Source organism: Micromonospora sp. R311 (assembly GCF_056780015.1).
The window spans coordinates 146,179-170,907 of record NZ_JBSWCE010000013.1 but is presented as its reverse complement, the minus strand read 5'-3'; the positions used below and the strand labels follow the sequence as shown (position 1 = coordinate 170,907).

General features: G+C 73.0%; 22 protein-coding genes. 9 read left to right on the top strand and 13 right to left on the bottom strand.

Annotated features, from left to right (window positions below; genetic code table 11):
- Positions 1-607 precede the first annotated feature (607 nt).
- The 5 genes from AC1WTP_RS13925 to AC1WTP_RS13905 form a co-directional block, all read right to left on the bottom strand.
- Positions 608-1,159, bottom strand: a complete 552-nt coding sequence (locus AC1WTP_RS13925) for a YciI family protein (RefSeq protein ID WP_481649651.1) — start codon at positions 1,157-1,159, stop codon at positions 608-610.
- Between the two features lie 308 nt (positions 1,160-1,467).
- Positions 1,468-2,124: a potassium channel family protein gene (locus AC1WTP_RS13920; protein ID WP_481649650.1), complete on the bottom strand. Its 657-nt coding sequence runs from the start codon at positions 2,122-2,124 to the stop codon at positions 1,468-1,470.
- Between the two features lie 16 nt (positions 2,125-2,140).
- Positions 2,141-3,505, bottom strand: coding sequence for a TrkH family potassium uptake protein (locus AC1WTP_RS13915; protein ID WP_481649661.1), 1,365 nt, complete (start codon positions 3,503-3,505; stop codon positions 2,141-2,143).
- A 217-nt stretch (positions 3,506-3,722) separates the two neighbouring features.
- Complete coding sequence (locus tag AC1WTP_RS13910) at positions 3,723-4,925, bottom strand: low temperature requirement protein A (RefSeq protein ID WP_481649649.1); 1,203 nt, start codon at positions 4,923-4,925, stop codon at positions 3,723-3,725.
- Positions 4,926-5,129: 204 nt separating this feature from the next.
- Positions 5,130-5,594 carry a carboxymuconolactone decarboxylase family protein gene (locus AC1WTP_RS13905; protein WP_481649648.1) on the bottom strand — a complete coding sequence of 155 codons (465 nt, stop codon included), beginning with the start codon at positions 5,592-5,594 and terminating at the stop codon, positions 5,130-5,132.
- Between the two features lie 146 nt (positions 5,595-5,740).
- Here AC1WTP_RS13905 and AC1WTP_RS13900 point away from each other — a divergent pair, with 146 nt between their 5' ends.
- A complete protein-coding gene (locus AC1WTP_RS13900; protein WP_481649647.1) occupies positions 5,741-6,607 on the top strand; it encodes a sigma-70 family RNA polymerase sigma factor in 867 nt (288 codons plus the stop codon).
- A 96-nt stretch (positions 6,608-6,703) separates the two neighbouring features.
- Here AC1WTP_RS13900 and AC1WTP_RS13895 read toward each other — a convergent pair whose 3' ends face one another.
- Complete coding sequence (locus AC1WTP_RS13895; RefSeq protein WP_447135080.1) at positions 6,704-6,895, bottom strand: general stress protein CsbD; 192 nt, start codon at positions 6,893-6,895, stop codon at positions 6,704-6,706.
- A gap of 198 nt (positions 6,896-7,093) precedes the next feature.
- Here AC1WTP_RS13895 and AC1WTP_RS13890 point away from each other — a divergent pair, with 198 nt between their 5' ends.
- Positions 7,094-7,651, top strand: coding sequence for a hypothetical protein (locus AC1WTP_RS13890; RefSeq protein WP_481649646.1), 558 nt, complete (start codon positions 7,094-7,096; stop codon positions 7,649-7,651).
- 60 nt (positions 7,652-7,711) lie between these two features.
- On the opposite strand, the gene AC1WTP_RS13885 is transcribed toward AC1WTP_RS13890, so the two are convergent.
- From AC1WTP_RS13885 to AC1WTP_RS13875, 3 genes are all read right to left on the bottom strand, one after another.
- Positions 7,712-8,656 (bottom strand): hypothetical protein, encoded by a 945-nt coding sequence (locus tag AC1WTP_RS13885; RefSeq protein WP_481649645.1) that lies wholly within the window; start codon positions 8,654-8,656, stop codon positions 7,712-7,714.
- A gap of 445 nt (positions 8,657-9,101) precedes the next feature.
- Positions 9,102-10,184 (bottom strand): DUF4352 domain-containing protein, encoded by a 1,083-nt coding sequence (locus AC1WTP_RS13880; RefSeq protein ID WP_481649644.1) that lies wholly within the window; start codon positions 10,182-10,184, stop codon positions 9,102-9,104.
- A 137-nt stretch (positions 10,185-10,321) separates the two neighbouring features.
- Entirely contained in the window at positions 10,322-10,972 is a 651-nt protein-coding gene (locus tag AC1WTP_RS13875) for a 4'-phosphopantetheinyl transferase family protein (RefSeq protein ID WP_481649643.1), read from the bottom strand.
- Between the two features lie 240 nt (positions 10,973-11,212).
- Here AC1WTP_RS13875 and AC1WTP_RS13870 point away from each other — a divergent pair, with 240 nt between their 5' ends.
- The gene (locus AC1WTP_RS13870; protein ID WP_481649642.1) at positions 11,213-11,482 is read left to right on the top strand and encodes a hypothetical protein; all 270 of its coding nucleotides are present in this window, start codon (positions 11,213-11,215) and stop codon (positions 11,480-11,482) included.
- 395 nt (positions 11,483-11,877) lie between these two features.
- Here AC1WTP_RS13870 and AC1WTP_RS13865 read toward each other — a convergent pair whose 3' ends face one another.
- Positions 11,878-13,575, bottom strand: coding sequence for a dolichyl-phosphate-mannose--protein mannosyltransferase (locus AC1WTP_RS13865; RefSeq protein WP_481649641.1), 1,698 nt, complete (start codon positions 13,573-13,575; stop codon positions 11,878-11,880).
- A 92-nt stretch (positions 13,576-13,667) separates the two neighbouring features.
- Here AC1WTP_RS13865 and rsmI point away from each other — a divergent pair, with 92 nt between their 5' ends.
- A complete protein-coding gene (gene rsmI, locus AC1WTP_RS13860) occupies positions 13,668-14,507 on the top strand; it encodes a 16S rRNA (cytidine(1402)-2'-O)-methyltransferase (RefSeq protein WP_481649640.1) in 840 nt (279 codons plus the stop codon).
- Between the two features lie 7 nt (positions 14,508-14,514).
- Here rsmI and AC1WTP_RS13855 read toward each other — a convergent pair whose 3' ends face one another.
- Positions 14,515-15,438 carry a hypothetical protein gene (locus tag AC1WTP_RS13855; protein WP_481649639.1) on the bottom strand — a complete coding sequence of 308 codons (924 nt, stop codon included), beginning with the start codon at positions 15,436-15,438 and terminating at the stop codon, positions 14,515-14,517.
- A 149-nt stretch (positions 15,439-15,587) separates the two neighbouring features.
- On the opposite strand from AC1WTP_RS13855, the gene metG reads away from it, so the two are divergent.
- The gene (gene metG / locus AC1WTP_RS13850; RefSeq protein ID WP_481649638.1) at positions 15,588-17,390 is read left to right on the top strand and encodes a methionine--tRNA ligase; all 1,803 of its coding nucleotides are present in this window, start codon (positions 15,588-15,590) and stop codon (positions 17,388-17,390) included.
- A gap of 59 nt (positions 17,391-17,449) precedes the next feature.
- Here metG and AC1WTP_RS13845 read toward each other — a convergent pair whose 3' ends face one another.
- Positions 17,450-18,301, bottom strand: coding sequence for an alpha/beta fold hydrolase (locus tag AC1WTP_RS13845; protein ID WP_481649637.1), 852 nt, complete (start codon positions 18,299-18,301; stop codon positions 17,450-17,452).
- Between the two features lie 73 nt (positions 18,302-18,374).
- Positions 18,375-19,616, bottom strand: coding sequence for a hypothetical protein (locus tag AC1WTP_RS13840; RefSeq protein WP_481649636.1), 1,242 nt, complete (start codon positions 19,614-19,616; stop codon positions 18,375-18,377).
- Positions 19,617-19,737: 121 nt separating this feature from the next.
- On the opposite strand from AC1WTP_RS13840, the gene AC1WTP_RS13835 reads away from it, so the two are divergent.
- The 4 genes from AC1WTP_RS13835 (at position 19,738) to AC1WTP_RS13820 (ending at position 24,628) form a co-directional block, all read left to right on the top strand.
- Complete coding sequence (locus tag AC1WTP_RS13835) at positions 19,738-20,646, top strand: TatD family hydrolase (protein WP_481649635.1); 909 nt, start codon at positions 19,738-19,740, stop codon at positions 20,644-20,646.
- 26 nt (positions 20,647-20,672) lie between these two features.
- Positions 20,673-21,554 (top strand): 16S rRNA (adenine(1518)-N(6)/adenine(1519)-N(6))-dimethyltransferase RsmA, encoded by an 882-nt coding sequence (rsmA, locus tag AC1WTP_RS13830; RefSeq protein WP_481649660.1) that lies wholly within the window; start codon positions 20,673-20,675, stop codon positions 21,552-21,554.
- Between the two features lie 143 nt (positions 21,555-21,697).
- Complete coding sequence (locus tag AC1WTP_RS13825; RefSeq protein ID WP_481649634.1) at positions 21,698-22,651, top strand: 4-(cytidine 5'-diphospho)-2-C-methyl-D-erythritol kinase; 954 nt, start codon at positions 21,698-21,700, stop codon at positions 22,649-22,651.
- 177 nt (positions 22,652-22,828) lie between these two features.
- The gene (locus tag AC1WTP_RS13820) at positions 22,829-24,628 is read left to right on the top strand and encodes an ABC-F family ATP-binding cassette domain-containing protein (protein ID WP_481649633.1); all 1,800 of its coding nucleotides are present in this window, start codon (positions 22,829-22,831) and stop codon (positions 24,626-24,628) included.
- Positions 24,629-24,729 lie beyond the last annotated feature (101 nt).

Genomic DNA, 24,729 nt, shown 5'->3' with positions numbered 1-24,729 from the left:
GACACCGGATCCCGACGGGCCTCGACCGCCAATCGAGTCGCACGCTCACGCAGCTCATCGTTGTACTTCTTCGGTGCGGGCATCGCTGGTGTTCCTCCCAGGTTTCGATGTCTCCATCAAACCCGGTGCGGAACACTTCCGTGCGGTCACATCGTTCAGTGTCGCGGTCATCACGGCACCTTCCTCGCCGGGCACCACACCCGGCGGGTCAGGCCGGACCGTTACATCCACAGTCCCTCACGAGATGAGTTGACCGAACCGGCCGCTGTAAGGCATGTCCTGGGACAGATGTGTAAAGCATGTGCCGGGACAGGAAACGTTTCGTCGAGAGCCTGCTCTGGGAGGCTTCCGGGGTGGGGAGGAACGTGGATCCGGACGAGCGTGCAGGTTGCGTGGTTGTGGAGGTCGGGGAGCGGCAGGCTTGGCCGTTCATTACCTTTGCCGACGGTGGGACCGCGCCGTCGCGTGAAGCTCGGCTTTACCTCGACAGCTTGTGGCAGGTTCGGTTGATTACCGGGTCGGGACGGGCGTTGCCGGCGTCGGCAGATGTGTCCCGGTTGCTCGACCTGAACAGCCTGACGGTGGAGTGGGCTCAGGTCAGCGCGGCTTATGAGGGCCGCCCGCCGAACTGCCAGTCGTGGACCTCGATGTCGGCGTATCGGTCCGGGTTGAGGACGGCGCGTGCGGTGTCCTGGTCGGGCGACCTGAGCAGCACCGCCGTACCCAGCCAGGTAGTGCCGTTGTCGGAGAGCAGCGGCCCGTACGCGATCAGCTCGTCCCGGTCGGGCGGCACGGCGAGATCAGCGGCTTCCCCCCAGCCGAAGCCGAGCACCAGGTACCGGTCGCCACCGGTCCGGCCACCGGGAAAATCCCACATCGTGCGCCCCAGTAGGTTGCGCCACCGGCGCAGCAACACGTCCCGGTACACGCCAACCTGGTAATTGGGCTCGTCGAAGGCGAACGCGCGGGCGGCGGCGGGATCCGGCAGGTCGACGATGTGAAGACTGCCGGTGGGGGTGTCGCCGTCGCTGGCGAAGGTCGGGCCGCGAGCAATCATCTGTGACGCGTACCGGTCCATGTAGGACCAGTGCTCCTCCAGCAGGTCCTTGCGCAGGGAGATGGAACCGGGCCGGTCGCGGTGGTAGCAGAAGAACTCCATGGGCCTCAGTGTCACGCATCATGTGAAGCCAACCTGTAACGCATCAACCGGAGTACGACAACGTTGGTTCTGATCTGCCGGGCTCCAGTTGATGCGTGACGGATTAATGTCGGATGTTGTATTACATGATCGGCTAGGGCCGGTCGCGGGCTGACCGGGCAGTGGCGTTGGGTGCGTCGTGAGGTAGATCAGTCCTGCTCCTGGTGAACCGTGCAACCCGGTTCGTAGTGTTCGACGGCTCCGACGCGGAAGACGTCGATGCGGTGGTGCCGGAGGCGTCCGGCTGGGCGAGGGAGCGGGTGGCGGGGTTACTCGCTCGCGGCGAAGCGCTCCACGTTGTCGACGGGGCCGACCACCAGGATGAGGTCACCATAGGTGAGGACCGTGTCGGGCGTGGCGTGGGTGAAGCCTGGCTGGCGCCCGGCGATGCCGGCCTGCGGCTTGACGGCGACCACCGTGACACCCCATTTGCTGCGCAGCTTCGACTCGCGCAGCGGCATGCCGACGACGTCCCGCGGCGGTTTGGTCTTGATGACGGCGAAGTCGGCATCGAACTCGACGTAGTCGAGGATGCGGCCGGAGAGAAGATGGGCGACGCGTTCACCCATGTCGTGTTCGGGCGCGACGACATGGTGGGCGCCGACCCGGGTGAGGATGTTGGCGTGCTGACCGGTGACGGCCTTGGCCCAGATGTCGGAGATGCCGAGTTCGGACAGCAGGCTGGTGGTGAGGATGCTGGCCTGGATGTCGGTGCCGATCGCTACGACGGCACGGTGGAACTCGGCTACGCCCAGTTGGCGGAGTGCCTCGATGTCGGTGGAATCGGCAGTGATCACGTGGGGGAGCTGTCCGACCAGGGATTGGACGACCTTGGGCCGGTTGTCGATGCCGAGGACCTCGGTGCCCCGGTTGAACAGCTCCAGGGCCAGGGCGCTGCCGAAGCGGCCGAGGCCGATCACCACCACGGGTTCGGTGTGTATCTCAGCCAACGATCGTCCTTTCCTCGGGTAGCTCGAAGCGGCGGTTGCGATCCCGCAGCGCGAGCGCGGACGCCAGGGTGAGGGGTCCGATCCGGCCGGCGAACATCAGGACGATCAGCAGGCTGCTTCCCTCTGTTGGCAGGCTAGCGGTGATGCCGGTGGAGAGACCGACGGTGGCGAACGCGGACACGACCTCGAACAGGACCACGTCCAGCCGGTACGGGGTGATGGCCAGCAGCAGGAACGTCGCGGTGACCACCGCGCCGACGCCGAGCAGGGCGATCGCGAGGGCCTGCCGTTGGTTGCTGGACGCGATTCGGCGGTGACCGACGTTGACGTGGATCTCGCCGCGCATCTCCGACCAGAGGACGAAGGCCAGCAGGCCGAAGGTGGTGACCTTGATGCCGCCGGCGGTGCCGGCGCTGCCGCCGCCGATGAACATCAGCACGTCGCTCGCGAGCAGGCTCTCCGGGCGCATCGCGCCGATGTCGACGCTGTTGAATCCGGCGGTGCGGGTCATCGTCGCGGCGAAGAACCCGGCGAGGAGTTTCTCCGGCCCGGTCAGTGGGCCGAAGGTGCGCGGGTTGGAGAACTCGGCGAGGGTGAGCACGATCGTGCCCAGGGCCAGCAGGGCGACGGTCAGGGTGACGGTGATGCGGGTCATCACCGACCACAACGCTGGTCGCCGCCAGCCGCGGGCCAGTTCGAACACCACCGGGAAGCCGAGGCCGCCGAGGATGACCGCGGCAGCGATGGTCAGGCTGATCCACGGGTCGGTGACGTAGCCGATCAGGCTGTCGGCCCGGGTGGAGAAGCCGGCGTTGTTGAACGCCGAGATCGCGTGGAAGACCCCGTCGTACAGCGCGGTCCCGAACGGCTCGTCGTAGGTGGTGGCGAACCGGGTGGTCAGGACCACCGCGACGACCGCCTCGCTCGCGAGACTGAACAGGACGATCCGGCGGACCACCCCGCGTACGTCGCTCAGACCCAGACTCTTCGTCTCGGCCTGGGCGAGGAACCGTGCCCGCAGTCCGAGTCGCCGCGAGAGCAGGACGGTGAACAGGGTCGCCAGGGTCATGATCCCCAGCCCGCCGGCCTGGATCAGCAGCAGGATCACCCCCTGCCCGAACCCCGACCAGTAACTGCCGGTGTCCACCGTCACGAGACCGGTCACGCAGACCGCGGACGTGGCGGTGAACAGAGCGTCAACCAGATCGGCGCGTTGCCCCGACCGCGTCGCCAGCGGCAGCGACAGAAGACCGGTGCCGATCGCCACCGCTGTGGCGAAGGCGATGGTGATCACCTGGGCCGGATGCTGGAACCGGGGGGTGTGCCGCTGCCACGCCGGTCTACGTCCTAGCGACAGCACGACCGACCAGCGCGCCCGTCGACGATCTCCTGCTCACGCCCGGTGCCGCTCGTCGGCGTACCTGTTCCAGCCGCGACTTTCACAGAAGGATGATCGCACCTACCACCACGTCCCGATGGCAGTGGTGCCGATCAGCCTCCCCTGCGGCCGGACGAGGCGCGAACGCCGTGATTCCCGGCGAACGGAGGAACCGGCGAGCCGGCCTCCCGGGCGGCTAGAAGGCCGGGTTCGTCTCCGGCCCCGGCCGGTGGGCCAGCCCGTCGTAGATGGCGGTCCCGGCCATGATCAGCCCCACGGCGACGGCGGCGGCGACCGGCGGGAGGAGCAGCGTGACCGGCGCCACCACGGCCAGCACCAGTATGCCGATGTAGAGCACCGGGCAGCGCCGCGCGGTCCGGACGACGGGCTGATCGAGCGAGGACCGCCCGATCAGGAAGAGCGCCGGTCCACCGAAGATGACGGCGACCAGCGCCCAGTCGATCGGCGGTTCCGGATCCTCGACGACCTGCCCGAAGCCGACCGCGGTGCAGATGACCCCGCCGACGATGAGCAGCAGCCCGAAGCTCGACCAGTCGGAGAGCCGCATGGCCGCCTCGGTGGGGCGGCCGGCGGGCGCCGACTCGCGGGGCCCGGCGTGGTAGAAGTAGATCCGCCAGAAGGCCACGACGGCCAGGAAGGCGGCGACGAGCACGGCGGTCCGTTTGACGGAGAAGCCCGGGAAACCGATGGCGGCGCCGGTTTCGAGCACCACCTCGGCGAGGGCGATCATGAAGAACTGGTTGTACCGCTCGGCCAGGTGGTCGAAGGAGACCCTCGTGTAGTTCGGCCGGGTCAGGCCGAGTCGGGGTACGGGCCAGCTCAGGGCGAAGCCGGCGATCTCGATGGCGAGGGCGATGGTCCAGAAGACGCCGCGGCCGAGGCCGCCGCTGATGCCGCCGGCGATCCAGAACGCCCCGGACAGCACGTGCCAGCTCAGCACCCGGGCCGGTGCCAGCCACTGCGGATCCCCGCGCAGGGACAGCGTCAGGTAGAGCGGACGGCCGACCTGGATGATGACGTACGTGCAGGAGAAGATCACCCCGCGCTCGCCGAACGCCTGCGGCAACGAGACCGCCAGCACCAGCGTGCCGAACATCGACGCCAGCAACAGGATCTGGATGTCCGGGCGGCGTGGGTCGTAGGTGCTGGTCATCAGGGCGTTGAGTGACCAGACCATCCACATCGCCGCGAAGAACAGCACCGTCTGGCCCGCCTCGGAGAGGAGCGCGTGCCGCAGGAAGGTGAGGTCGTCGGCGACCCGGCCGGCGAGCCGGGCGAGCGCGAAGACGTAGACGATGTCGAAGAGCAGTTCCAGGACCGTCGCCGAGCGAGGGACCGTGGCCCCTCCGAGCCGGCCCGCCCCACCGTGCGTCAACATGTCCGGATTGGGATGATTCGCACCCTCATTGCGAATAGTTCTACCACGGCCACTCGCGCGCTCGCGTCGACACGGAGAACAGCAGCGTGCGCGCCCGGCGGCTCGGGCGGGGCATGGACCTCTCCGGTCAACCCCGGCTCACGCGACAGGGGCGTGGGCGGTGGACTTCCTGCGCCCGCCGCTCACGCCCCTGCCCGCGCCCGCTCAGCCCCAGACCTGCGGCGCGGGCTGGCGGGTCGTGGCGTTCAACCGGTTGAAGAAGTTGGTGGTGGCGAGCCAGAGCACCACCGCGGCCAGCTCCTTCTCGTCGAAGTGCCGGGCGGCCTCGTCCCAGATCTCGTCGGGCACCGGGTCGGCCCGGTCGGCCAGCCGGGTCGCGGCCTCGGCGAGCGCGAGCGCGGCCCGCTCGGCGTCGGTGAAGTACGGCGTCTCCCGCCAGGCGGCCAGCGCGAACAGTCGCTCCTCGGTCTCGCCGGCCTTCCGGGCGCTGCGGGCGCCGGAGTCGACGCAGGCGCTGCACCCGTTGATCTGGCTGGCCCGCAGGTGGACCAGCTCCAGCGTGCTGGTGGGGACTCCGGCGGAGTGGGCCGCCTTGTAGAGCAGGTTGATCGCCTTCACCGCGTCGGGGAGCAGCGCTGCGGGGTTCTGCATGCGGGCCTGGATCGTCATCTCGTCCGGTCCTTCCTGTTACGCTCGCCGGCGTTCGTTGCCGCGGCGTTCTCGTCCGTCACCGTGATGTCGACGGTGGGACCGGCGGCGTGACAGATGTGACTGCGGTCACGCGTGAGGCCGGACGCCGGCCGGATTGCGATGCCATGACCGACCCCGACCTGCTGGCCCAGCGCTTCGAGGAGCAGCGTCCCCGCCTGCGCTCCGTGGCCCAGCGGATGCTCGGCTCCGGGGCCGAGGCCGATGACGCCGTCCAGGACACCTGGCTGCGGCTCAGCCGCGCCGACGTCGACGGGATAGACAACCTGCCGGGCTGGCTCACCACCACCGTCGGACGGGTCTGCCTCGACCGGCTCGGCTCAAGTGCCGCCCGGCACGAACGCTCCGCCGACGTGGCCGCGGACGAGCCGACCACCGCCGGGCCGGACGAGGTCGATCCGGAGCGGGAGGCGCTGCTCACCGAGTCGGTCAGCCGGGCGATGGACGTGGTGCTGCGCACCCTCGGCCCCACCGAGCGGCTGGTCTTCGTGCTGCACGACATGTTCGCGGTCTCCTACGACGAACTCGCGCCCGTCGTCGACCGCAGCCCGGCGGCCGTCCGGCAGATCGCCAGTCGGGCCCGCCGCCGGGTGCAGAGCGGACCGCCGACGCCGGAGACGGACCGGGCCCGGCAGCGCGGCCTGGTCGAGGCGTTCCTCGCCGCGTCCCGGGAGGGGCGCTTCGACGACCTGCTCACCCTGCTGGACCCGCATGTCGTCCTGCGTGGCGACGCCGCCGCCGTTCAGCTGGGCGGGACCGGCGAGGCGCACGGCTCCTCGGTCGTGGCCGCCTTCTTCTCCGGGCGCGCGCAGGCCGCCGTGCCGGCGTTCGTCGACGGGGCGCCGGGTGCGGCGGTGGTGATCGGCGGCCGTACCCGCATCGTGATCAGCTTCGTGGTCACCGACCGGATCATCGGCGTCGAGGTGGTCGCCGATCCCGATCAGATCGCCGCCCTCGACCTGGCCGTCGACTGACCCGACGCGCACCGGCGCCGCGCGCACGCCGACGGGCAGGGCCGTTCCCGAGGTGGGAAACGGCCCTTGCCCGTCGTCGGCGCACGCGCCGCCGGGTCAGCCGGTGAAGTCCTCCCGGACGTCCCGGGCGTCCTCCTGGACGTGCTCGCCGGGCTGCCCGCCCCGGATCTCGTCCCGTTTCATCGCCCGTTCCGCCTGCGACCGCTCGGTCCGGTTCATGTCGCCCAGCTGCGCCTTCGCGGGGCCGGCCACCTGCTCGACCTTGTCGTTGGCCCTCTCCACGCTCATGTCGCCTCCCTGTCGTGCGGCGGACCGGGGCCCGTCCGCCCCTCCCGACCCGCGTCCCCGCCAGCGGTGGACGGAAACCCGTGGCCAGACCGGAGGATTTCGCCGTCCGCGGCGGGGGCAACCGTTTTGACCACCGCCGGGCGGGAAACAACCGGCGTGGCGGAGTCGAGGCGGCGGCAGCTGGCGGAAGACGACCTGTTGAGGGGGTTCGACCGGACGGGTCCGAGCGGAGGAAGGCTCGGTGGCTTCTTCGCCATAACCATCGCTGCGTCCCTGTACGCGTGGGAAATCGCTTTCACCGCCGGCGCGTACCGGACGCTCCTCTACCCGTTCCGGCAGCAACTCTTCGTGGTGGCGCTGGTCGTGCTGCTGGGCGGCCTGATCATGCGCTCCCGGGCGCGGATCCACCCCTGGCTGCTGGTCCTGTTCGCGCCTCCGCTGCTGCTCACCCTGGTGCGGCTGGCCTTTCCGGCCGACGAGCCAGGTGCCCTCGCCCGGGTCGTCGATCGTGTCCTGCTCGTCGCCACCCTGGCGGCGTTCCCGGTCGTCGTCTGGGTCGTCGCGCGGTTGCTCGCACCGAACTACTTCACCCTGCCCGACCGCCGAGCCAGGATCGCGGTGGTAGTTGTCGTCACCGCCGTCACGGTCATCGGCTTCTCCATCGGCCGGTTCAACGACCGCTTCCTCACCTGCGGAGACTTCCAGGTCGCCGGCGACGACCTGCCGAAGAACTGCGCCCACGTACCCCATCGGTAGCGGGGAGGCCGCTCCGGTGCGGAGCGGCCTCCCCGGGGATGTGGCGGTGGCGTCGCCGGATCAGGTCTCGCAGCCGATACCGTCGTTGTCCGCGTCGAACCCGTGCGGGTCGGGGGCCAGCACCGTGAAGTTGCGGTGGGAGATCTGCGTGCAGTCCAGGTCGGGCGGCGGCGGCGGGATGCACACGCCGGGGTAGGCCGGATCGCACGGGGGCGGAGGCGAACTCGACTCGATCCGGATGTACCAGGTGCCGTTGGAGGGACGCCAGACCGTACGGTCGGCTCGGCCGTCGCCGCCATAGTTGCCCGGCTGCGGCTGGTCGCCCCGGACACCCCAGCTGATGGCGGAGGTGCCGAACACGTACCAGGTGCCGGTGGTGGGTCGGAAGACAGCCGGTTCGGCTCGGCTGTCGCCGAGGTAGCTGGCCGCGACGGGCACGTCGCCGGACTGGCCGTAGCGGCGGGCGCTCATGCCGAGGATGTACCAGGTGCCGTTGCCGGGTCGGAAGACGGCCAGGTCGGCGTGGCCGTCGCCGACGAAGTGGGCCGGGACGGGCCGGTCTCCGGCTTGGCCGTAGCGGATGCCGCTCTTCCCGCGGATGTACCAGGTGCCGTTGGCGGGTCGGAAGACAGCCAGTTCCGCGCGGCTGTCGCCGCTGTAGTCCGCCGGTACCGGAACATCACCCGACTGGCCGTAGCGGATCCCGCTCATGCCCCGGATGTACCAGGTGCCGGTGGACGGTCGGAAAACGGCGAGGTCGGCAAGGCCGTCGCCCGTGTAGTCGGCCGGAACGGGGATGTCGCCGGCCTGGCCGAATCGCACCGCCGCGGTGCCGCGGACGTACCAGGTGCCGTTCGACGGGCGCCAGACCGCGAGGTCGACGCGGCTGTCACCGAGGTAGTTCCGAGCCACGGGCACGTCGCCCTTCTGGCCCCACTGCACCGAGGACGTGGTCGCGGCGCTCGCCGGGCCGGCCAAGCCGACAGCGGCCACGGACAGCGCCACGCTCGCTGTCGCGATAGGAATTCTCAATCTCATACGGCCCCCCAGATGTCACGAGAGGACAAACGCTAGGGCTTGCCGCCGGCCCGGAAATCCTCCGATGTGGGCGCATCAGGGCGGTGGGATACGGATTCTCGACACGAGTGGCCGACCTGCGCCCCCGTCCGGTCCGCGACGGCGGAGAGCTGGAGTGGAACCACCACCGAACGGGACCGGTGGGTGGCCGAATGCCGGCTCGGGCGCGACGAAGAGGGGGAACCCGCTCCGGTAGGTCGGCGGACCGAGCCGGTGTGCCGTCGAGGACCTGATGAGACGCGTGGACCATGACGTTCGACAGCGCTCACCCGCCCGCCCTGGCCGCGTTCTGGAAGGTGGCGTTCGGCTACCTCGACACGAGCACCGGAGGCCGGCCCCACCGGGGCCGGCCTCCGGTATGGATATCGCCGGACTACGGCTTCCAGGAACCCGCGGTCTCGAACTTGTGCTGGTACTCCAGCGCGCCGTTCTTGTCGGCCACGTCGAACACCACGGTCCCCGTCCGCTTGCTGCCGGCCCGCAGGTTGTTGCCCGAGCTGAGCGTGTCGCCGCAACCGGAGAGGGCGCTGGCCAGGCCGTTGACCGTGGTGCCGTCCTCGGCCACCCACTCGAAGTAGAACGGGTTGATCGAGCCCTTGCCCTTGGTCACGGTGGCGGTGACGTGCGCGATCAGGTAGAGGCCCTTGTCGGGCTTCGGGGCGTACGAACGGCAGCCCTTGGTCGCGGTGGTGAACTTCGTGACGGTGATCTCGACGGTGCCGTCGTTGTCGGAGAGGACCAGCGTGTCACCCGGCTTCATGTTGAACGTCTCGCCGTCGGTCTCGGTGCCGCCGGTGGGGGTGGGCAGGCCGGTCGGCGCGTCGGGCGCGGTGGTGGTCACCGGGGTGGGCAGCGCGTCGGCCACCTCGTCCGCGGCCTTGTCCGCGCCGGCGATGACCGCGACGATGCCGCCGACGCAGCAGAGCAGGGTCAGCACGACCGCCGCGATGGCGATGAACAGCACGGTCTTCTTCTTGCCGCCGCCGTTCGGCGCGACCGGCTGCGGGGCGCCGAGCGGGTAGCCGGGCGCACCGGGCAGGGGCGCCCCGTACCCGCCCGGGGTGGGCGGCTGCGGGACGCCGGAAACCGGCGGCCACGGCTGGCCCGGGGCCGGCGGCTGCGGAGCGCCCGAGGTCGGCGGCTGCGGCGGCGCCCACGGCTGGCCCGACACCGGCGGCTGCGGGGCGCCGGACACCGGCGGCTGGGGCGCGCCCGAGGTCGGCGGCTGCGGCGCGGCCCAGGGGTCACCCGACGCCGGGGGCTGCGGCGCGCCGGAGACCGGAGGCAGCGGGGCCCACGGGTCGCCGGCCGGCGGCGCGGCGGGCGGGGGCGGCGGGTAGCCGCCCTGGTCGGCGGGGAACTGCGGCATCGGGGCCGTCGGCGGGTACGGCTGCTGCTGCTCCGGGTTCTGCGGATGGGGATCCTGCGGCCCGTAAGGGGGCTGGGGGTGGCTCACCGTACTCCTTGGCACCTGACGACGATCGAGAACTGCCTGACGCTACCGTGCGCAAACAACCATGGATCTTTCCGTGTCCGGTGAGCGACGGTGGTCCCCTGTTCGGGTCGATGGTCCGCCCTGCCGGCCCACCCGGTTCAAAGCAGCAGCGCCGCCGCCGTACGAACCAGCCCGGCCTCCACGGCGAACCGGCCGGTGATCGTCGCCGGGGCGGCCACCGCGGCGGCGTCGACCCGGGCCGGCGCGATGCGGGCGGTGAACGTCCCCGCCTCCGGATCGATCGTCACCAGGGCGTCGTGGAAGTCCAGCCAGCTGCCGACGATCGGGTGCCAGACCTTGTAGACGGTCTCCTTCGCGCTGAACAGCACCGCCGGCCAGGAGATCCCGGCGGGCAGCCGGGCGCACCGCTCGTCCTCCTCGGGCAGGCAGATCACCCGGCGTACGCCGGGATCGAGTTCCTTGTGCTGCTCGGCGTCCATTCCCACGGAACGGATCTCGGTGGCCCGTGCCGCCGCGGCGGCGCAGTAGCCCCGGGTGTGGGTGATGGTGCCGACCACCCCGGCCGGCCAGACCGGCGACCGGTCGGCGGCCGACGGCACGGCGGCCGGGGAGAGGCCGAGCGCGGCCATCGCCCGTCGCGCGCAGACCCGCCCGGCGGTGAAGTCGCGCCGGCGGGTCTCCACCGCGCGCTCGCCGAGGCAGGCCAGCTCGGCCGGCAGCAGCTGACCGGTCCAGTCCGCCGTTTCCGCCACCGCCACGGCCACCTCCGGCGGCAGCAGGTCACGCATCGCCGGCACCCGCCGGGACCGCCCGGTCCGGCCGCCGCCGACGGGTTCGCCGGGCCAGCTTCCGGCCCGCGATGCGCTCCGACCTCGTCACGACTCGCCAAGCTACCGCAACGGTGTAACGCGGGAGCGGTCACCGGCGCTTCACGCATTGTCAACTGGGGAGCTGCCGGTGTCCGTCCGCAATGCACGGTGGGCCGGCGATCAGCGAATCGTCGTCCCCCGTACCGGAAAGGACCTGCGATGGACCGTGGTGCGCCCGAGGGCCAGGCCTCGCCCACCGACCATCTGCCGTTGATCCCGGCCTGGAGCTGCGACACCTGCGGTGCCGAGTGGCCGTGCGCCGCCAAGCGCGCCCGCCTGCTCGAGGAGTACCACGGCGGGGGACCGGCACTCGGCGTGTACCTCGGGTCCTGCCTCGCCGCCGCGACGCAGGACCTGCACGGCACGCCCGTGCGGGCCCTGCAGACCAGGTTCACCGGTTGGCTGCCCCGCCAGTCGAAACCCTGGTGACGGCGCCGTCACCGCTGCCCACCGGCGCCCACCCGAACCCGCGCGCAGGCCGGTCGGGCCGCCGCTCGGCGGGACGTGTCGGTGCGGCGGGCGCCGGCCGGGGTGCCGGCCGGTCGCCCTGACTCGAAGTCCGGCCGATCGAGGGGCGGCAATGTAGCCCAATCACGGCGAAAAGCCGTCGCATCGCCGACTGTCGGATGTAAACCATGTGTCCGGCGGCGCATCCGTCGGAAATCTGACCCAAGTCGACCCGTTGTGCCGGTGGTGTGCGGTGGTTAAGCTCTTCATGCGCGCCCCAATCGCCCGCTTCCCCCGTGGCAGGCGATCGGGGCGCGCATCTATGTGCGGGGCGTGTTTCCCGTGGTCACTGGCCGTGTCCGGGCCCGGGCCGCCGGTCAGATCCAGCGGCCGTCCAGCCACATCCGCGCCGACCACTCCGCGTACGTCATCAGGCGGCCGACGAAGATCGGGTAGAAGTACGCGAAGCAGAGCGCGACCAGCAGCACGTACCCGCCGACGACCACGCCGCCCACCAACCGGCGGTCCCGCCCGGCCTCGGAGTCGACGGCCACCTGGCCGTCGGGCGGGCCGGCCGGCGTGACGATCGCACCGAGCACGTAGGTCACCGCCAGCACCAGGAACGGCAGGGCCGGCGCGGTGTAGAAGGAGAACATCGTCCGGCCGTCGAGGGCGAACCAGAACCAGGGCAGCAGCCCGGCGGCCACGCAGAGCAGGATCGCCCCGGCCCGCCAGTCCCGCCGGGCCAGACCCAGCCAGACCAGCGCCACCAGGGCGGGCAGGAACGACCACCAGAGCAGCGGCGTGCCGAGCAGCAGGATCTCCGCGGCGCAGCTCGGCGCCCCGCAGGCCCCGTCACCCGACCAGTAGAAGGCCACCGGGCGGCCCAGCAGCAGCCACTGCCACGGCCACGACTGGTACTTGTGCGGGTCGTCCAGGCCGGTGTGGAAGCCGTAGGCGGCCTTGTGGTACTGGAACAGGTTGTTCAGCGCCCCGAGGACCGGGGTGTCGCTGAGCGGGGCGTCCGGGTAGCGCTCGGCGAGCCGGTAGTAGCCGTCGTCGCTGAGGAACCAGCCAGTCCAGGTGGCCAGGTAGGTGGCCACCATCAGCACCCCGGCCAGCACCAGCCAGGGCAGTTCGTCGAGCAGTGTGTCCCGCCACGGCCGGCGCACCCCGGCGGAGCGGCGTACGCCGACCTCCCAGAGGAGCACCAGCAGCGCGAACGCCGGCAGGAAGTACAGCGCGCTCCACTTCACCGCGCAGGCGCAGCCGAGCAGCACCCCGGCGGCCAGCCGCCACCACGGCCAGTCCCGCCAGCCGGTGTCCGGCCGCCCGGCCCGGCCGGGCCGGGTCGGGTCCAGCCCGGCGTCCAGCGCCCGGGCCCAGCGGCGACGCCGGGCGTCCCGGTCGAGCACCAGGGCGCCGAACGCGGCCAGCACGAAGAAGAGCAGGAAGATGTCGAGCAGCGCGGTGCGGGACAGCACCAGGTGGAAGCCGTCCAGGGCGAGCAGCAGGCCGGCGGCGCAACCCAGCGCGGTCGACCGGAACAGCCGCCGGCCGATCCGCACCAGCAGCAGCACGGAGAGCGTGCCGACCAGCGCCGCGGAGAAGCGCCAGCCGAACTCGGGCGCGGTGGTGACCAGGTGCCCGGGGACCGAGATGTTGTGCTCGGCGTCGGAGTAGCCGAAGGCCCACTCGCCGAGCCCGATCAGCCACTTGCCCAGCGGCGGGTGGACCACGTACGACGGGCCGCCGTCCTTGTAGTTCCACTCGACGCCCTTGTCGACCAGGGCCCAGCCGTCGCGGGCGTAGTAGATCTCGTCGAAGATCTTGCCGTTCGGGCCGCTCAGGCCGACGAACCGGAGGATCGCCGCGATCGCCACCACCACCGCGGTGGCCAGCCAGGAGCGCCCGTCCAGCCGGGCCTCGACCGTGGCCAGCCGCCGGCGCACGATGCCGGGGACGCCGCCGCCGTCGGCCTGGGCCGCCGGGGACGCCCGGCCGGCGTCGCCGCCGGCCGCGGTGCGCTCCGTCTCCGCCTGATCCGCGCTCTGTGCTGTCGACGCACTCGTCACCCGGCGATCGTAGGCTCCGAAGGTGCCCGGTGGCGCCTGTCGTCTCCGATACCGGTACCGCCGTCAATGAAGGAGCAGCAATCGTGGGTGAAATGTCCGAAATTGGACGCCTGGTTCTGCTCGGCGCGCCGCTCGGCAACCCCGCCGACGCGTCCGCCCGGTTCCGCGAGGTGCTCGGCACCGCCGACGTGGTCGCCGCGGAGGACACCCGCCGGCTGACCCGGCTGGCCCGCGACCTCGACGTCACCGTGCCGGGGCGGATCGTCTCCTACTTCGAGGGCAACGAGGAACGGCGTACCCCGGAACTGGTCGACGTGCTCGCCGCCGGCTACCTGGTCGCCCTCGTCACCGACGGCGGCATGCCGAGCGTCTCCGACCCCGGCTACCGGCTGGTCCGGGCCGCCCTGGACGCCGGCGTCCCGGTCACCGCGGCCCCCGGGCCCAGCGCGGTGACCACCGCCCTGGCGCTGTCCGGCCTGCCCAGCGACCGGTTCTGCTTCGAGGGGTTCCTGCCCCGCACGCCGGCCGGCCGCCGGTCCCGGCTGCGCGCGCTGGCCGGCGAACCGCGCACGCTGGTGCTGTTCGAGGCGCCGCACCGGATCGCCGGGGCGCTGGCCGACCTGGCCGCGGCGTTCGGCCCCGACCGGCCGGCGGCACTCTGCCGCGAGCTGACCAAGACGTACGAGGAGGTGGTCCGCCGCCCGCTCGGTGACCTGGCCCGGTGGGCCGCCGAGGAGGAGCCCCGGGGTGAGATCACCCTGGTGGTGGGGGGCGCCCCGGAGGTGGCCCCGGAACGCCCGGACGACGACACGCTGCGCGCGGCGGTGGCCGCCCGGGAGGCCGCCGGCCTGACCCGCCGGGACGCGATCACCGAGGTGGCCACCGAGTTCGGCCTGCGCCGCCGCGACGTCTACGCGGTCGTGCACGCCTGAGCGCGGCTCACCAGGCGACGCCGAGGAAGCCCACCGTGATCAGCGCGGGCCCGGCCGCCGCGGCGGCAACCGCCCAGCGGCGGTGCCGGGGGTCGGCGAGCCGGGTGGCCCCGGTCCACCGGGCGATCCCGGCGGCGCAGCCGGCCACCGCCAGCAGCCCGAGCAGCCAGCGCAGGTGACCGCCGACGCCGCCGTCGGCGTACGCGGTGCCGCCGTCCGGGCCGGTCATCCGGGCGGCGACGGTGGAGCCCGGCGCGGTGCGCCCGGCCGGCACCCCGCTGACCCGCACGCCGTGCGCGACGTAGCGTCCCTGCGCCGCGGTGAAGATGCCCCGGCAGCGCTGGCCCAGCCCGCCGCCGGTGCAGTCGACCACCACCACGGTGCCCGGCGTGGCGTGCCCGACCGCGACCCAGAACGGACCGGCGCTGACCCAGGCGAAGAAGGCCGCCGCCAGGCTCAGCACCAGCAGCACGGCCAGCCCCCGCGACGGGTCGGGCGGGCCCGGAGCGCGGCCGGCCCGGCGGGATCGGGTCGGGCCGGTCCCCGACGTCCGGTCCCGGGGCGGCTCCTCCCGGATCGGCGTGCCGTCCCAGTGCACCTCCTCGATCGGCGGCCAGAAGCCGTCGTCGCCGTCCGGCGTACCCCCGTCGGGCAGCCGCCCGCGGCGGCGTCGCGCCCGGTCCGGCTGCCGGAGCGGGACGCGGCGCGGGACGGCGTCCACCGGCGCCCCGGTGGTGGGTTCGACCTCGACGGCCGGCCCGGCCGCCGGCTCGGTGGCGGGGGCCGGCGGGGTTGCCTCGGGCCGGGGGTGCGGCGCGACGGCGCCGGCGCGCGGCGGCCCGACCGAGTCCCGGCGGGCGTCGCCGACGGCCGGGCCGGACGGACGGTCGTCGCGGTCGTGGGCCGCTCGTCTGCCAGTCACGACGTTCATTGGACACGGTGCCGGAGGTCACTTCGGCAGCTCAGGGCGCGTGTCGGCGACAAATCGGACCAATGGTCGAGGTGGATCGGCCGGAACGTCGACCCGCCGAGCCCTATTGGTTCGCGACCGCCCCGCGCGGGTCACTAGGCTTGCTGGTCATGAGTCACGTTCTCGCGGCGGTAGCCTGGCCGTACGCCAACGGCCCGCGCCACATCGGCCACGTCTCCGGTTTCGGCGTTCCCTCCGACGTCTTCAGCCGGTACATGCGGATGGCCGGCCACGACGTGCTCATGGTCTCCGGCACGGACGAGCACGGCACCCCGATCCAGGTGCAGGCCGACGCCGAGGGGGTCACCCCGCGCGAGCTGGCCGACCGCTACAACCGGGTGATCGTGGAGGACCTGCACGGCCTCGGGCTCTCCTACGACCTGTTCACCCGCACCACCACCGGCAACCACTACGCGGTGGTGCAGGAGTTGTTCGAGGGGATGTACCGCAACGGCTACATCGTGCCGAAGACCACCATGGGGGCGATCTCCCCGTCCACCGGCCGGACCCTGCCCGACCGCTACATCGAGGGCACCTGCCCGATCTGCGGCTACCCCAGCGCCCGCGGCGACCAGTGCGACAACTGCGGCAACCAGCTCGACCCGATCGACCTGATCAACCCCAAGTCCAAGATCAATGGCGAGACGCCGGAGTTCGTGGAGACCGAGCACTTCTTCCTGGACCTGCCGGCCCTGGCCGACGTGCTGCGGCAGTGGCTGGACACCCGGGAGGGCTGGCGCCCCAACGTGCTGCGGTTCTCCCGCAACCTGCTCGACGACCTCCAGCCCCGGGCCATCACCCGGGACCTGGAGTGGGGCGTGCCGATCCCGCTGGACGGCTGGCGGGACCGCACCGACAAGCGGATCTACGTCTGGTTCGACGCGGTGATCGGCTACCTCTCCGCCTCCATCGAGTGGGCCCGCCGCTCCGGCGACCCGGAGGCGTGGCGCAAGTGGTGGTCGGTCGACGGGGAGGGCAAGGACGCCCGCGCCTACTACTTCATGGGCAAGGACAACATCGTCTTCCACTCGGTGATCTGGCCGGCGCTGCTCGCCGGCTACTCCGGTGAGGGGTCGCGCGACGGCGAGGCCGGCCGGCTGGGGCGGCTCAACCTGCCCACCGAGGTGGTCTCCAGCGAATACCTCACGATGGAGGGGCGGAAGTTTTCCTCGTCCCGGCGGGTGGTCATCTACGTCCGGGACTTCCTGGAGCGCTACGACGCCGACGCGCTGCGCTACTTCATCGCCGCCGCCGGCCCGGAGAGCAACGACACCGACTTCACCTGGGCCGAGTTCCTCCGCCGCAACAACGACGAGCTGGTCGCCGGCTGGGGCAACCTGGTCAACCGGTCCATCTCGATGGCGGCCAAGAACTTCGGCGCGATCCCGCCGGTCGACCCGGCCGGGCTCACCGAGGCCGACGAGGCGCTGCTCGCCACCGCCCGGGCCGGCTTCGCCACGGTCGGCGACCTGATCGCGCGGCACCGGCAGAAGCAGGCCATCGGCGAGGCGATGCGGGTGGTCGCGGAGGCGAACCGGTACCTGTCGGACCAGGCCCCGTGGAAGCTCAAGGACGAGGCCGACAAGCCCCGGATGGGCACCATCCTGCACGTCGCCCTCCAGGTGGTCAGCGACGCCAACACGCTGCTCACCCCGTTCCTGCCGCACTCCGCGCAGAAGGTGCACGAGCTGCTCGGCGGCACCGGCGTGCACGCCCCGATGCCGGTCATCGAGGAGGTCGAGGATCTCGACGGCGGGCCGGCGTACCCGGTGCTGACCGGTGACTACACGGTCGGCGCGCGCTGGGAGTCGGTGCCGCTGGAGGTGGGCCGCCCGCTGGCCGCCCCGAAGCCGGTCTTCCGCAAGCTCGACCCGTCGATCGTCGACGAGGAGCTGGCCCGGCTCGCCGGCTGAGCCGGACGTACGCGGATCGCGGCCCCGGGGAACCCCCGGGGCCGCGCCGCGGTCGCCGGTCAGGCGCGGGCCATCGCCGGCGCGCCGATGAACTCCAGGATCGCGCGGTTGACGTCGGCCGCGTTCGTCCACGGCGTGCCGTGCGGGGCGCCCTTCAAGGTGATCAACTGGCTGCCCGGCAGCATCGGCTGCAACCGCTGCCCGGTCTTCGGGTACGGCAGCACCGCGTCCTTGTCGCCCTGCACGATCAGCACCGGCACGTCGATCCGGGACACGTCACCCCGGAAGTCGGTCAGCCAGGCGTCCACGCTGTCGTGCATGCCCTTCGCCGAAGACCGCGCGCCGATCTCCCAGTGCGCCCGGAACGCCTCCTCGCTGACCAGCCTGCCCTTGTTCTCCTGGTAGTTGAAGAAGGCGTTGCAGAACTCGGTCAGGTAGGCGAAGCGGTCCATCTGGATGGCCTGCTGGAAGCCCTGGAAGAGGCTCTTGTCGACCCCCTCCGGGTTGTCCGAGGTCTTCAGCAGGAACGGCGCCAGCGGGGCCAGCAGCACCGCCCGGCTCACCCGGTCCGAGCCGTACACGCCGAGATAGCGGGTCACCTCGCCGGTGCCCATCGAGTGGCCGACCAGGACCGCGTCCCGCAGGTTCAGCTCGGTCATCAGCACGTCGAGGTCGGCGGCGAAGGTGTCGTAGTCGTACCCGAACGCCGGCTGCGCCGAGTTTCCGAAACCGCGCCGGTCGTACGTGATGACCCGGTAACCGGCGTTCAGCAGCGGACCGGTCTGTTTCTCCCAGGTCGCGCCGTTGAACGGGAAACCGTGGATGAGCACGATCGGCTGACCAGTGCCGTGATCCTCGTAGTACAGGTCGATGGGGGCGGAGTTCTCCGTTCCCACGGTGATGAAGGGCATGCTCGCTCCTGAAGTCCGGCTCGGTCGGCAACTCGCCGGTGGCGCATTCCCGCCGCGCGGGCCGGTATTCCGGCTACAGCTGGTAGGGCAGGTCCACCACCCGGTCGTCGGCGAGCTCGGCGGCCGGCGCCCAGGTCTCGTAGACGCCCCGCTCCTGGCACTGCGCCCCGGTCGCGGTCACCGCGTCCGGGTCCGGCCGGCGCAGCCGTACCCGCAGCCAGCCCGCCTCCTCCCGGAGCACCAGGCAGGGCACCCCCCGCCACCGCGCGTGGCGCAGCCGCCGGGCCACCGCGTCCACCGGGTAGCGGGCGGCCCGGGTCATCGCCAGCACCCGGAACCCGCCGGGCAGGTCCGCCACCGCCTCGTACTCGCCGCCGCCGTGGGCGCCGACCAGCTGGGTGGAGCGGGGCACCTCACCGGTCGGCAGGTACTCCTGGTCGGGGGCGAGGCCCGGCACCGCGGCGAGCAGGTGCCGCCACTGCGGGCCGACCATCCGCAGCCAGCCCCGCTGCTCCGCCTGGTAGCTGTAGAGCACCACCTCCACCCCCTCGGCGGGGTAGGCGAGCAGGGTGGCGTTCGCCGGCATCGGCAGGTCGGCGAAGTCCCGGGTGACGAACTCCGGGACGAGCTGGCTGCCGCTGGGCACGAACCCGGTGCCCAGCACCGGCGGGCCCAGCCGGTCCCGGGGCGGCAACGCCGTCAGCCCCCGGTGCGCCGCGCCGACCGGCGCGTCGTAGTCACCCGGGTCGGCCGCCCGCCAGCGCAGCGTGTACGTCACGTCGGGCGGGCCGCTGTCGCCGTCGGTTCGCAGCACCGCCGTGGCCGGCACGCTGCGCAGGTGCGCCACGTCGTGCTCGCGGTAGCAGAAACCGTGCGGCAGCCAGCCCCGCAGGTACCCGGCGACCTGCCGTGCCGAGAGCACCTTGACCATCCGGGTGCCCCGGCGCACCACCGCCGAGCCCCGTACCGCGGCGAGCACCGGATCGCCGGCCGCGGCCGGCTGCTGGCTCAACTGCTGCACGTAGGCCCAGCCGCGCTCCCGGTGCGCCGGCAGCATCAGCGGGGCCTCCGGCTCCTCGGCCGGCACCGGCGCCCCGTACACCGCGCTCACCTCGGTGACGTGCACGAACCGGCGCCACGGCAGGGCACTGCCCGGCCGTGGGGACCGCTCGAAACCGGTCACCTCGTCCGCGCTGAACAACTCGTACGCCGCGCCCCGGGCGATCTCCTCGGCCGGGTACACCGCGCCGGCGTACGCCACGCGCAGCCCGGTCCGCTCGCCGGCGGCGCCGCCGGCCCGAGGGGTGACGCTCACCCGGTCACCTCGCTGCCACGGTTCGCTCAGTCATTCGGCGACCGTAGAGTCGCCCTGGGTAGTCGAGGTGAACATCAGGTGGCGGTCGGGTGGACCGGGCCGGTGTGTGATCCTTTGGGTGATGACCGAGCCAACCGAACAGACGACCGAGCGCACCGGGTCCCGCCGCGCCCGGGCGGCCCGGCGGGCCGGGGAGTTCCCGCCCGCGCCCGAACCGCTGCCCAGCCCGGTGCTGGACAGCCACACCCACCTCGACATCACCGTCAGCGAGGCCGGCGTACCCGGCGGCGGGCCCGCCGACGACCCGGTCGCCGCGGCCGTCGCGGTCGCCGCCGCGGTCGGCGTCGACCGGCTGGTGCAGGTGGGAGTCGACGTCGACTCCTCCCGCTGGGGTGCGGAGACCGCCGACCGGTACCCGGCGGTGCTGGCCACGGTGGCGCTGCACCCCAACGAGGCGCCCCGGCTGGCCGACCTGGACGAGGCGCTGCGCGAGATCGAGGCGCTGGCCGCCCGGGACCGGGTCCGTGGTGTCGGCGAGACCGGGATGGACTTCTACCGCACCGGCGACGAGGGCCGCGCCGCCCAGGAGGAGAGCTTCCGGGCGCACATCGCGATCGCCAAGCGGTACGGCAAGGCGCTGGTCATCCACGACCGGGACGCGCACGCCGACGTGCTGCGCATCCTCGACGACGAGGGCGCGCCGGACACCGTGGTGCTGCACTGCTTCTCCGGCGACGCCGACTTCGCCGCCGAGTGCGTCCGCCGCGGCTACCTGCTCAGCTTCGCCGGCACGGTTACCTTCGGCAGCGCCGGGGCGCTCCGCGAGGCCGCCGCGCTGACCCCGCTGGACCAGATCCTGGTGGAGACCGACGCCCCCTACCTCACGCCGATGCCGCACCGGGGCCGCCCCAACGCCTCGTACCTCGTCCCGCTGACCGTCCGGTCGCTCGCCGCGACCACCGGCGCCGACCTGGACGAACTCTGCGCGGCGATCTCCGCCACCGGCGACCGGGTCTTCGGCCCGTGGTGAGCGCGTCCCCGGCCGGACCGGACGGCGTGGAACCGCCGCGCGCCGGCCTGCTCGGCCCGGCGGAGATCCGGGAACTCGCCGCCCGGTTGGGCGTCGCGCCCACCAAGAAGCTGGGCCAGAACTTCGTGCACGACCCGAACACCGTCCGCCGCATCGTCACCGCCGCCGGGCTGGCCCCGGACGACGTGGCGCTGGAGGTCGGCCCCGGCCTCGGCTCGCTCACCCTGGCCCTGCTCCCGGTCGCCGCGCACGTGCACGCCGTCGAGATCGACCGGGCGCTGGCCCGGGCGCTGCCGGAGACCGCCGCCCGGCACGCCGGCCCGGACGCCGGCCGGCTCACCGTGCACCAGGCCGACGCGCTGCGCATCGGCGCCGCGGAGCTGGCCGACCCCGCGCCGACCGCGCTGGTGGCGAACCTGCCCTACAACGTGGCCGTGCCGGTGGTGCTGCACCTGCTGGCCGAGCTGCCCAGCCTGCGGCACGGCCTGGTGATGGTGCAGAAGGAGGTCGCCGACCGGCTGGTCGCCGGTCCCGGCTCCAAGGTGTACGGCGTCCCGTCGGTCAAGCTCGCCTGGTACGCCCGGGCCCGGGCGGCCGGCAAGGTGCCGCCGAACGTGTTCTGGCCGGTGCCGAACGTGGATTCCGGGCTGGTCGCCTTCACCCGCCGCGAACCGCCCCGGCCCGACGTGCCCCGGGAACGGGTCTTCGCGGTGGTGGACGCGGCCTTCGCGCAGCGCCGCAAGACCCTGCGTGCCGCCCTCGCCGGCTGGGCCGGGGGCGCCGACCGGGCCGCCGCCGCGCTCACCGCGGCCGGCGTCGATCCGGGCGCACGCGGTGAGTCACTCACCGTCGAGCAGTTCGCCGCCATCGCCGCGTCGGCTCCGGCCGCCGCGCCCGCCGCCCAGTAGGCTGGCGCCGGGTCCGCCGAGGACCGGTGCACGTGTACCCGTACCACCCGGTCGACGGCCGGCCCGAGCCCGGCCGCCACTGGAGTCGAGGAGCAGATCGTGGAGAAGCGCGACGTCCGCCCGCGCCACCGGGACGACGCCCCGTGACCGAGGCGTGGCGACCGGAGGACGAGGACGAGCAGCGGCGCGGCGCCAGCGGGCCGGTCCGGGTCCGGGTGCCGGCCAAGGTCAACCTGCACCTCGGGGTGGGCCCGCTGCGCCGGGACGGCTACCACGAGCTGAACACTGTCTACCACGCCATCTCGATCCACGACGAGCTGACCGCCCGCCGGGGCGACACGCTCACCCTCACCATGGAGGGCGAGGGCACCGGCGAGCTGGCCCTGGACGACTCCAACCTGGTGATCCGGGCGGCCCACGCGCTCGCCGGGTACGCCGGCGTCCTCCCGCACGCCCGGCTGCACCTGCGCAAGCAGATCCCGCTCGCCGGCGGGCTGGCCGGCGGCAGCGCCGACGCCGCCGCCGCACTGGTCGCCTGCGACGCGCTCTGGGGCACCGGGCTCTCCCGCGACGAACTCGCCGGCATCGCCGCCGACCTCGGCTCGGACGTGCCCTTCCTGATCCACGGCGGCACCGCGCTGGGCACCGGCCGGGGCGAGGCGGTCAGCCCGGTGCTGGCCCGCCCCACCTCCTGGCACTGGGTGGTGGCCATCGCCGACGGCGGGCTCTCCACCCCGGCCGCCTACGCCGAACTCGACCGGCTCCGCGAGGCCGGCGCCGCCCGCCCGCCGCTGGGCAGCACCGACGCGCTCCTCGCCGCGTTGCGCCAGCGCGACCCCCGGGTGCTCGCCGCCGCCCTCGGCAACGACCTGCAGGACGCCGCCCTCGCCATGCGTCCGTCCCTGGCCGCCACCCTGAAGGCCGGCGAGGCGGCCGGCGCGCTCGCCGGCATCGTCTCCGGCTCCGGGCCGACCTGCGTCTTCCTCGCCACCGACGAGGCGCACGCCGGGCGGATCGCCGCCGACCTGGAGGCGGCCGGGGTGTGCCGGGAGGCCCGGGTCGCGCACGGGCCGGTGGCCGGCGCCCGGATCGTCTGACCTTCGAAGATCCACCCCGGTTCGCCGGCGGTGTCCGGGCGCCCGCGCCACCGCCGCGGCCCGAGTTGATCACGTCGTCGGCGCGCCCGCGCGGGCGGCCGGTGGCGCCGCGTACCCTTGGAAGCCAGGCGTCCCGTGCCCGCCGGCACCGGACGCCTTGATCATGGAAGGTGGGTCGTGGCCAACATCGTCAACCTGGACCGGGTGTCCAAGGGCTACGGCGCCGCCGGGCCGCTGCTCACCGACGTCTCGCTCGGCCTGGACGACGCCGACCGGATCGGCGTCGTGGGGCTCAACGGCGCCGGCAAGTCCACCCTGCTGCGGCTGCTCACCAAGCAGGAGGAACCGGACGACGGGCGGGTCACCCACCGCCGCGACCTGCGGGTCGCCTGGCTGCCGCAGAGCCTCCAACTCGCCCCCGACGCCACCGTGCGGGACGTGGTCCTCGGCACCGCCTGGCTCGGTGAGGGCATGGGCGCCGAGCACGAGTGGGCCGGCGACGCCGGCGTCCGCGCCATCCTCGACGGGCTCGGCATGCCGCACCTCGGCCTCGACCAGCCGGTCGGGCCGATGTCCGGCGGCGAGCGCCGCCGGGTCGCCCTGGCCGCGCTGCTGGTGCGCGACTCCGACCTGCTGATCCTCGACGAGCCCACCAACCACCTCGACGTCGGCGGCGTCGACTGGCTGGCCCGGCACCTGATCGGCCGCAAGGGGGCGCTGGTCGTCGTCACCCACGACCGGTGGTTCCTGGACGCCGTCTGCACCACCACCTGGGAGGTCGCCGACCAGACAGTCCGCGCCTACGAGGGGGGCTTCGCCGCCTGGACGCTGGCCCGCGCCGAGCGCGAACGGGTCGCCGCGGCCACCGAGGCGCGCCGGCAGAACCTGCTCCGCAAGGAGATCGCCTGGCTGCGCCGCGGTCCGCCGGCCCGCACCTCCAAGCCGCGGTTCCGGATCGACGCGGCCAACGCGCTGATCGCCGACGTCCCGCCGCCGCGCGACACCATGTCGCTGCAGAAGCTCGCCACCGCCCGGCTCGGCAAGCAGGTGTACGACCTGGAGCACGTCACCCTGCACGCCGGCCCGAAGATCATCCTCGACGACGTCACCTGGCAGGTCGGCCCGGGCGACCGGATCGCCATCCTCGGCGCCAACGGGGCCGGCAAGACCACCCTGCTGCGGATGCTCGCCGGCGTCACCCGCCCCGACGGCGGCCGCTTCGCCGCCGGCTCCACCGTGCGGCCGGCGTTCCTCTCCCAGGAACTCGCCGAACTCCCCGGCCAGCTGCGGGTGCTCGAAGCGGTCGAGGAGGTCGCCCGGCGGGTGCAGCTCGGCGACCGGGAGATCTCCGCCGCCCAGCTCGCCGAGATCTTCGGCTTCGACGACCGGCGTCTCTGGACCCCGGTCGGCGACCTCTCCGGGGGCGAGCGGCGCCGGCTGCAGATGCTCCGGCTGCTCGCCGCCGAGCCCAACGTGCTGCTCTTCGACGAGCCCACCAACGACCTGGACACCGACACCCTGGCCGCGCTGGAGGACCTGCTCGACTCCTGGCCCGGCACGATCGTGGTGGCCAGCCACGACCGCTACCTCATCGAGCGGGTCACCGACTCGGCGTACGGGATGTTCGGCGACGGCCGGCTGGTGCACCTGCCCGGCGGCGTCGACGAGTACCTGGCCCGCGCCACCGGCCGCCCCGCGCCGGCCGAGACCGCGGCGCCCGCCCAGCCGAAGGCCCCCGCGGCCACCGGCATGTCCGCCGCCGAGGCCCGGCAGGCCCGCAAGGAGCTGGCCCGGCTGGAACGGCAGGTCGCCAAGCTGGAACAGAAGGAGGCGGCGCTGCTCGACCAGCTCGCCGCGCACGCCACCGACTACGCCAAGGTCGCCGAACTCGACGCCCAGCTCAAGGAGCTGCGGGCCGAGCGGGAGCAGACCGAGGAGGCGTGGCTGACCCTCGCCGACGAGATCCCGGCGAGCTGACCGGCGACGCCGCACGGGGGTGCCCGGCACACCGGCACCCGTGTGCGGCGTCACACCTCCACGTGCGGGACAATCGTCGGCGAACCCTCACCCGAACGGCG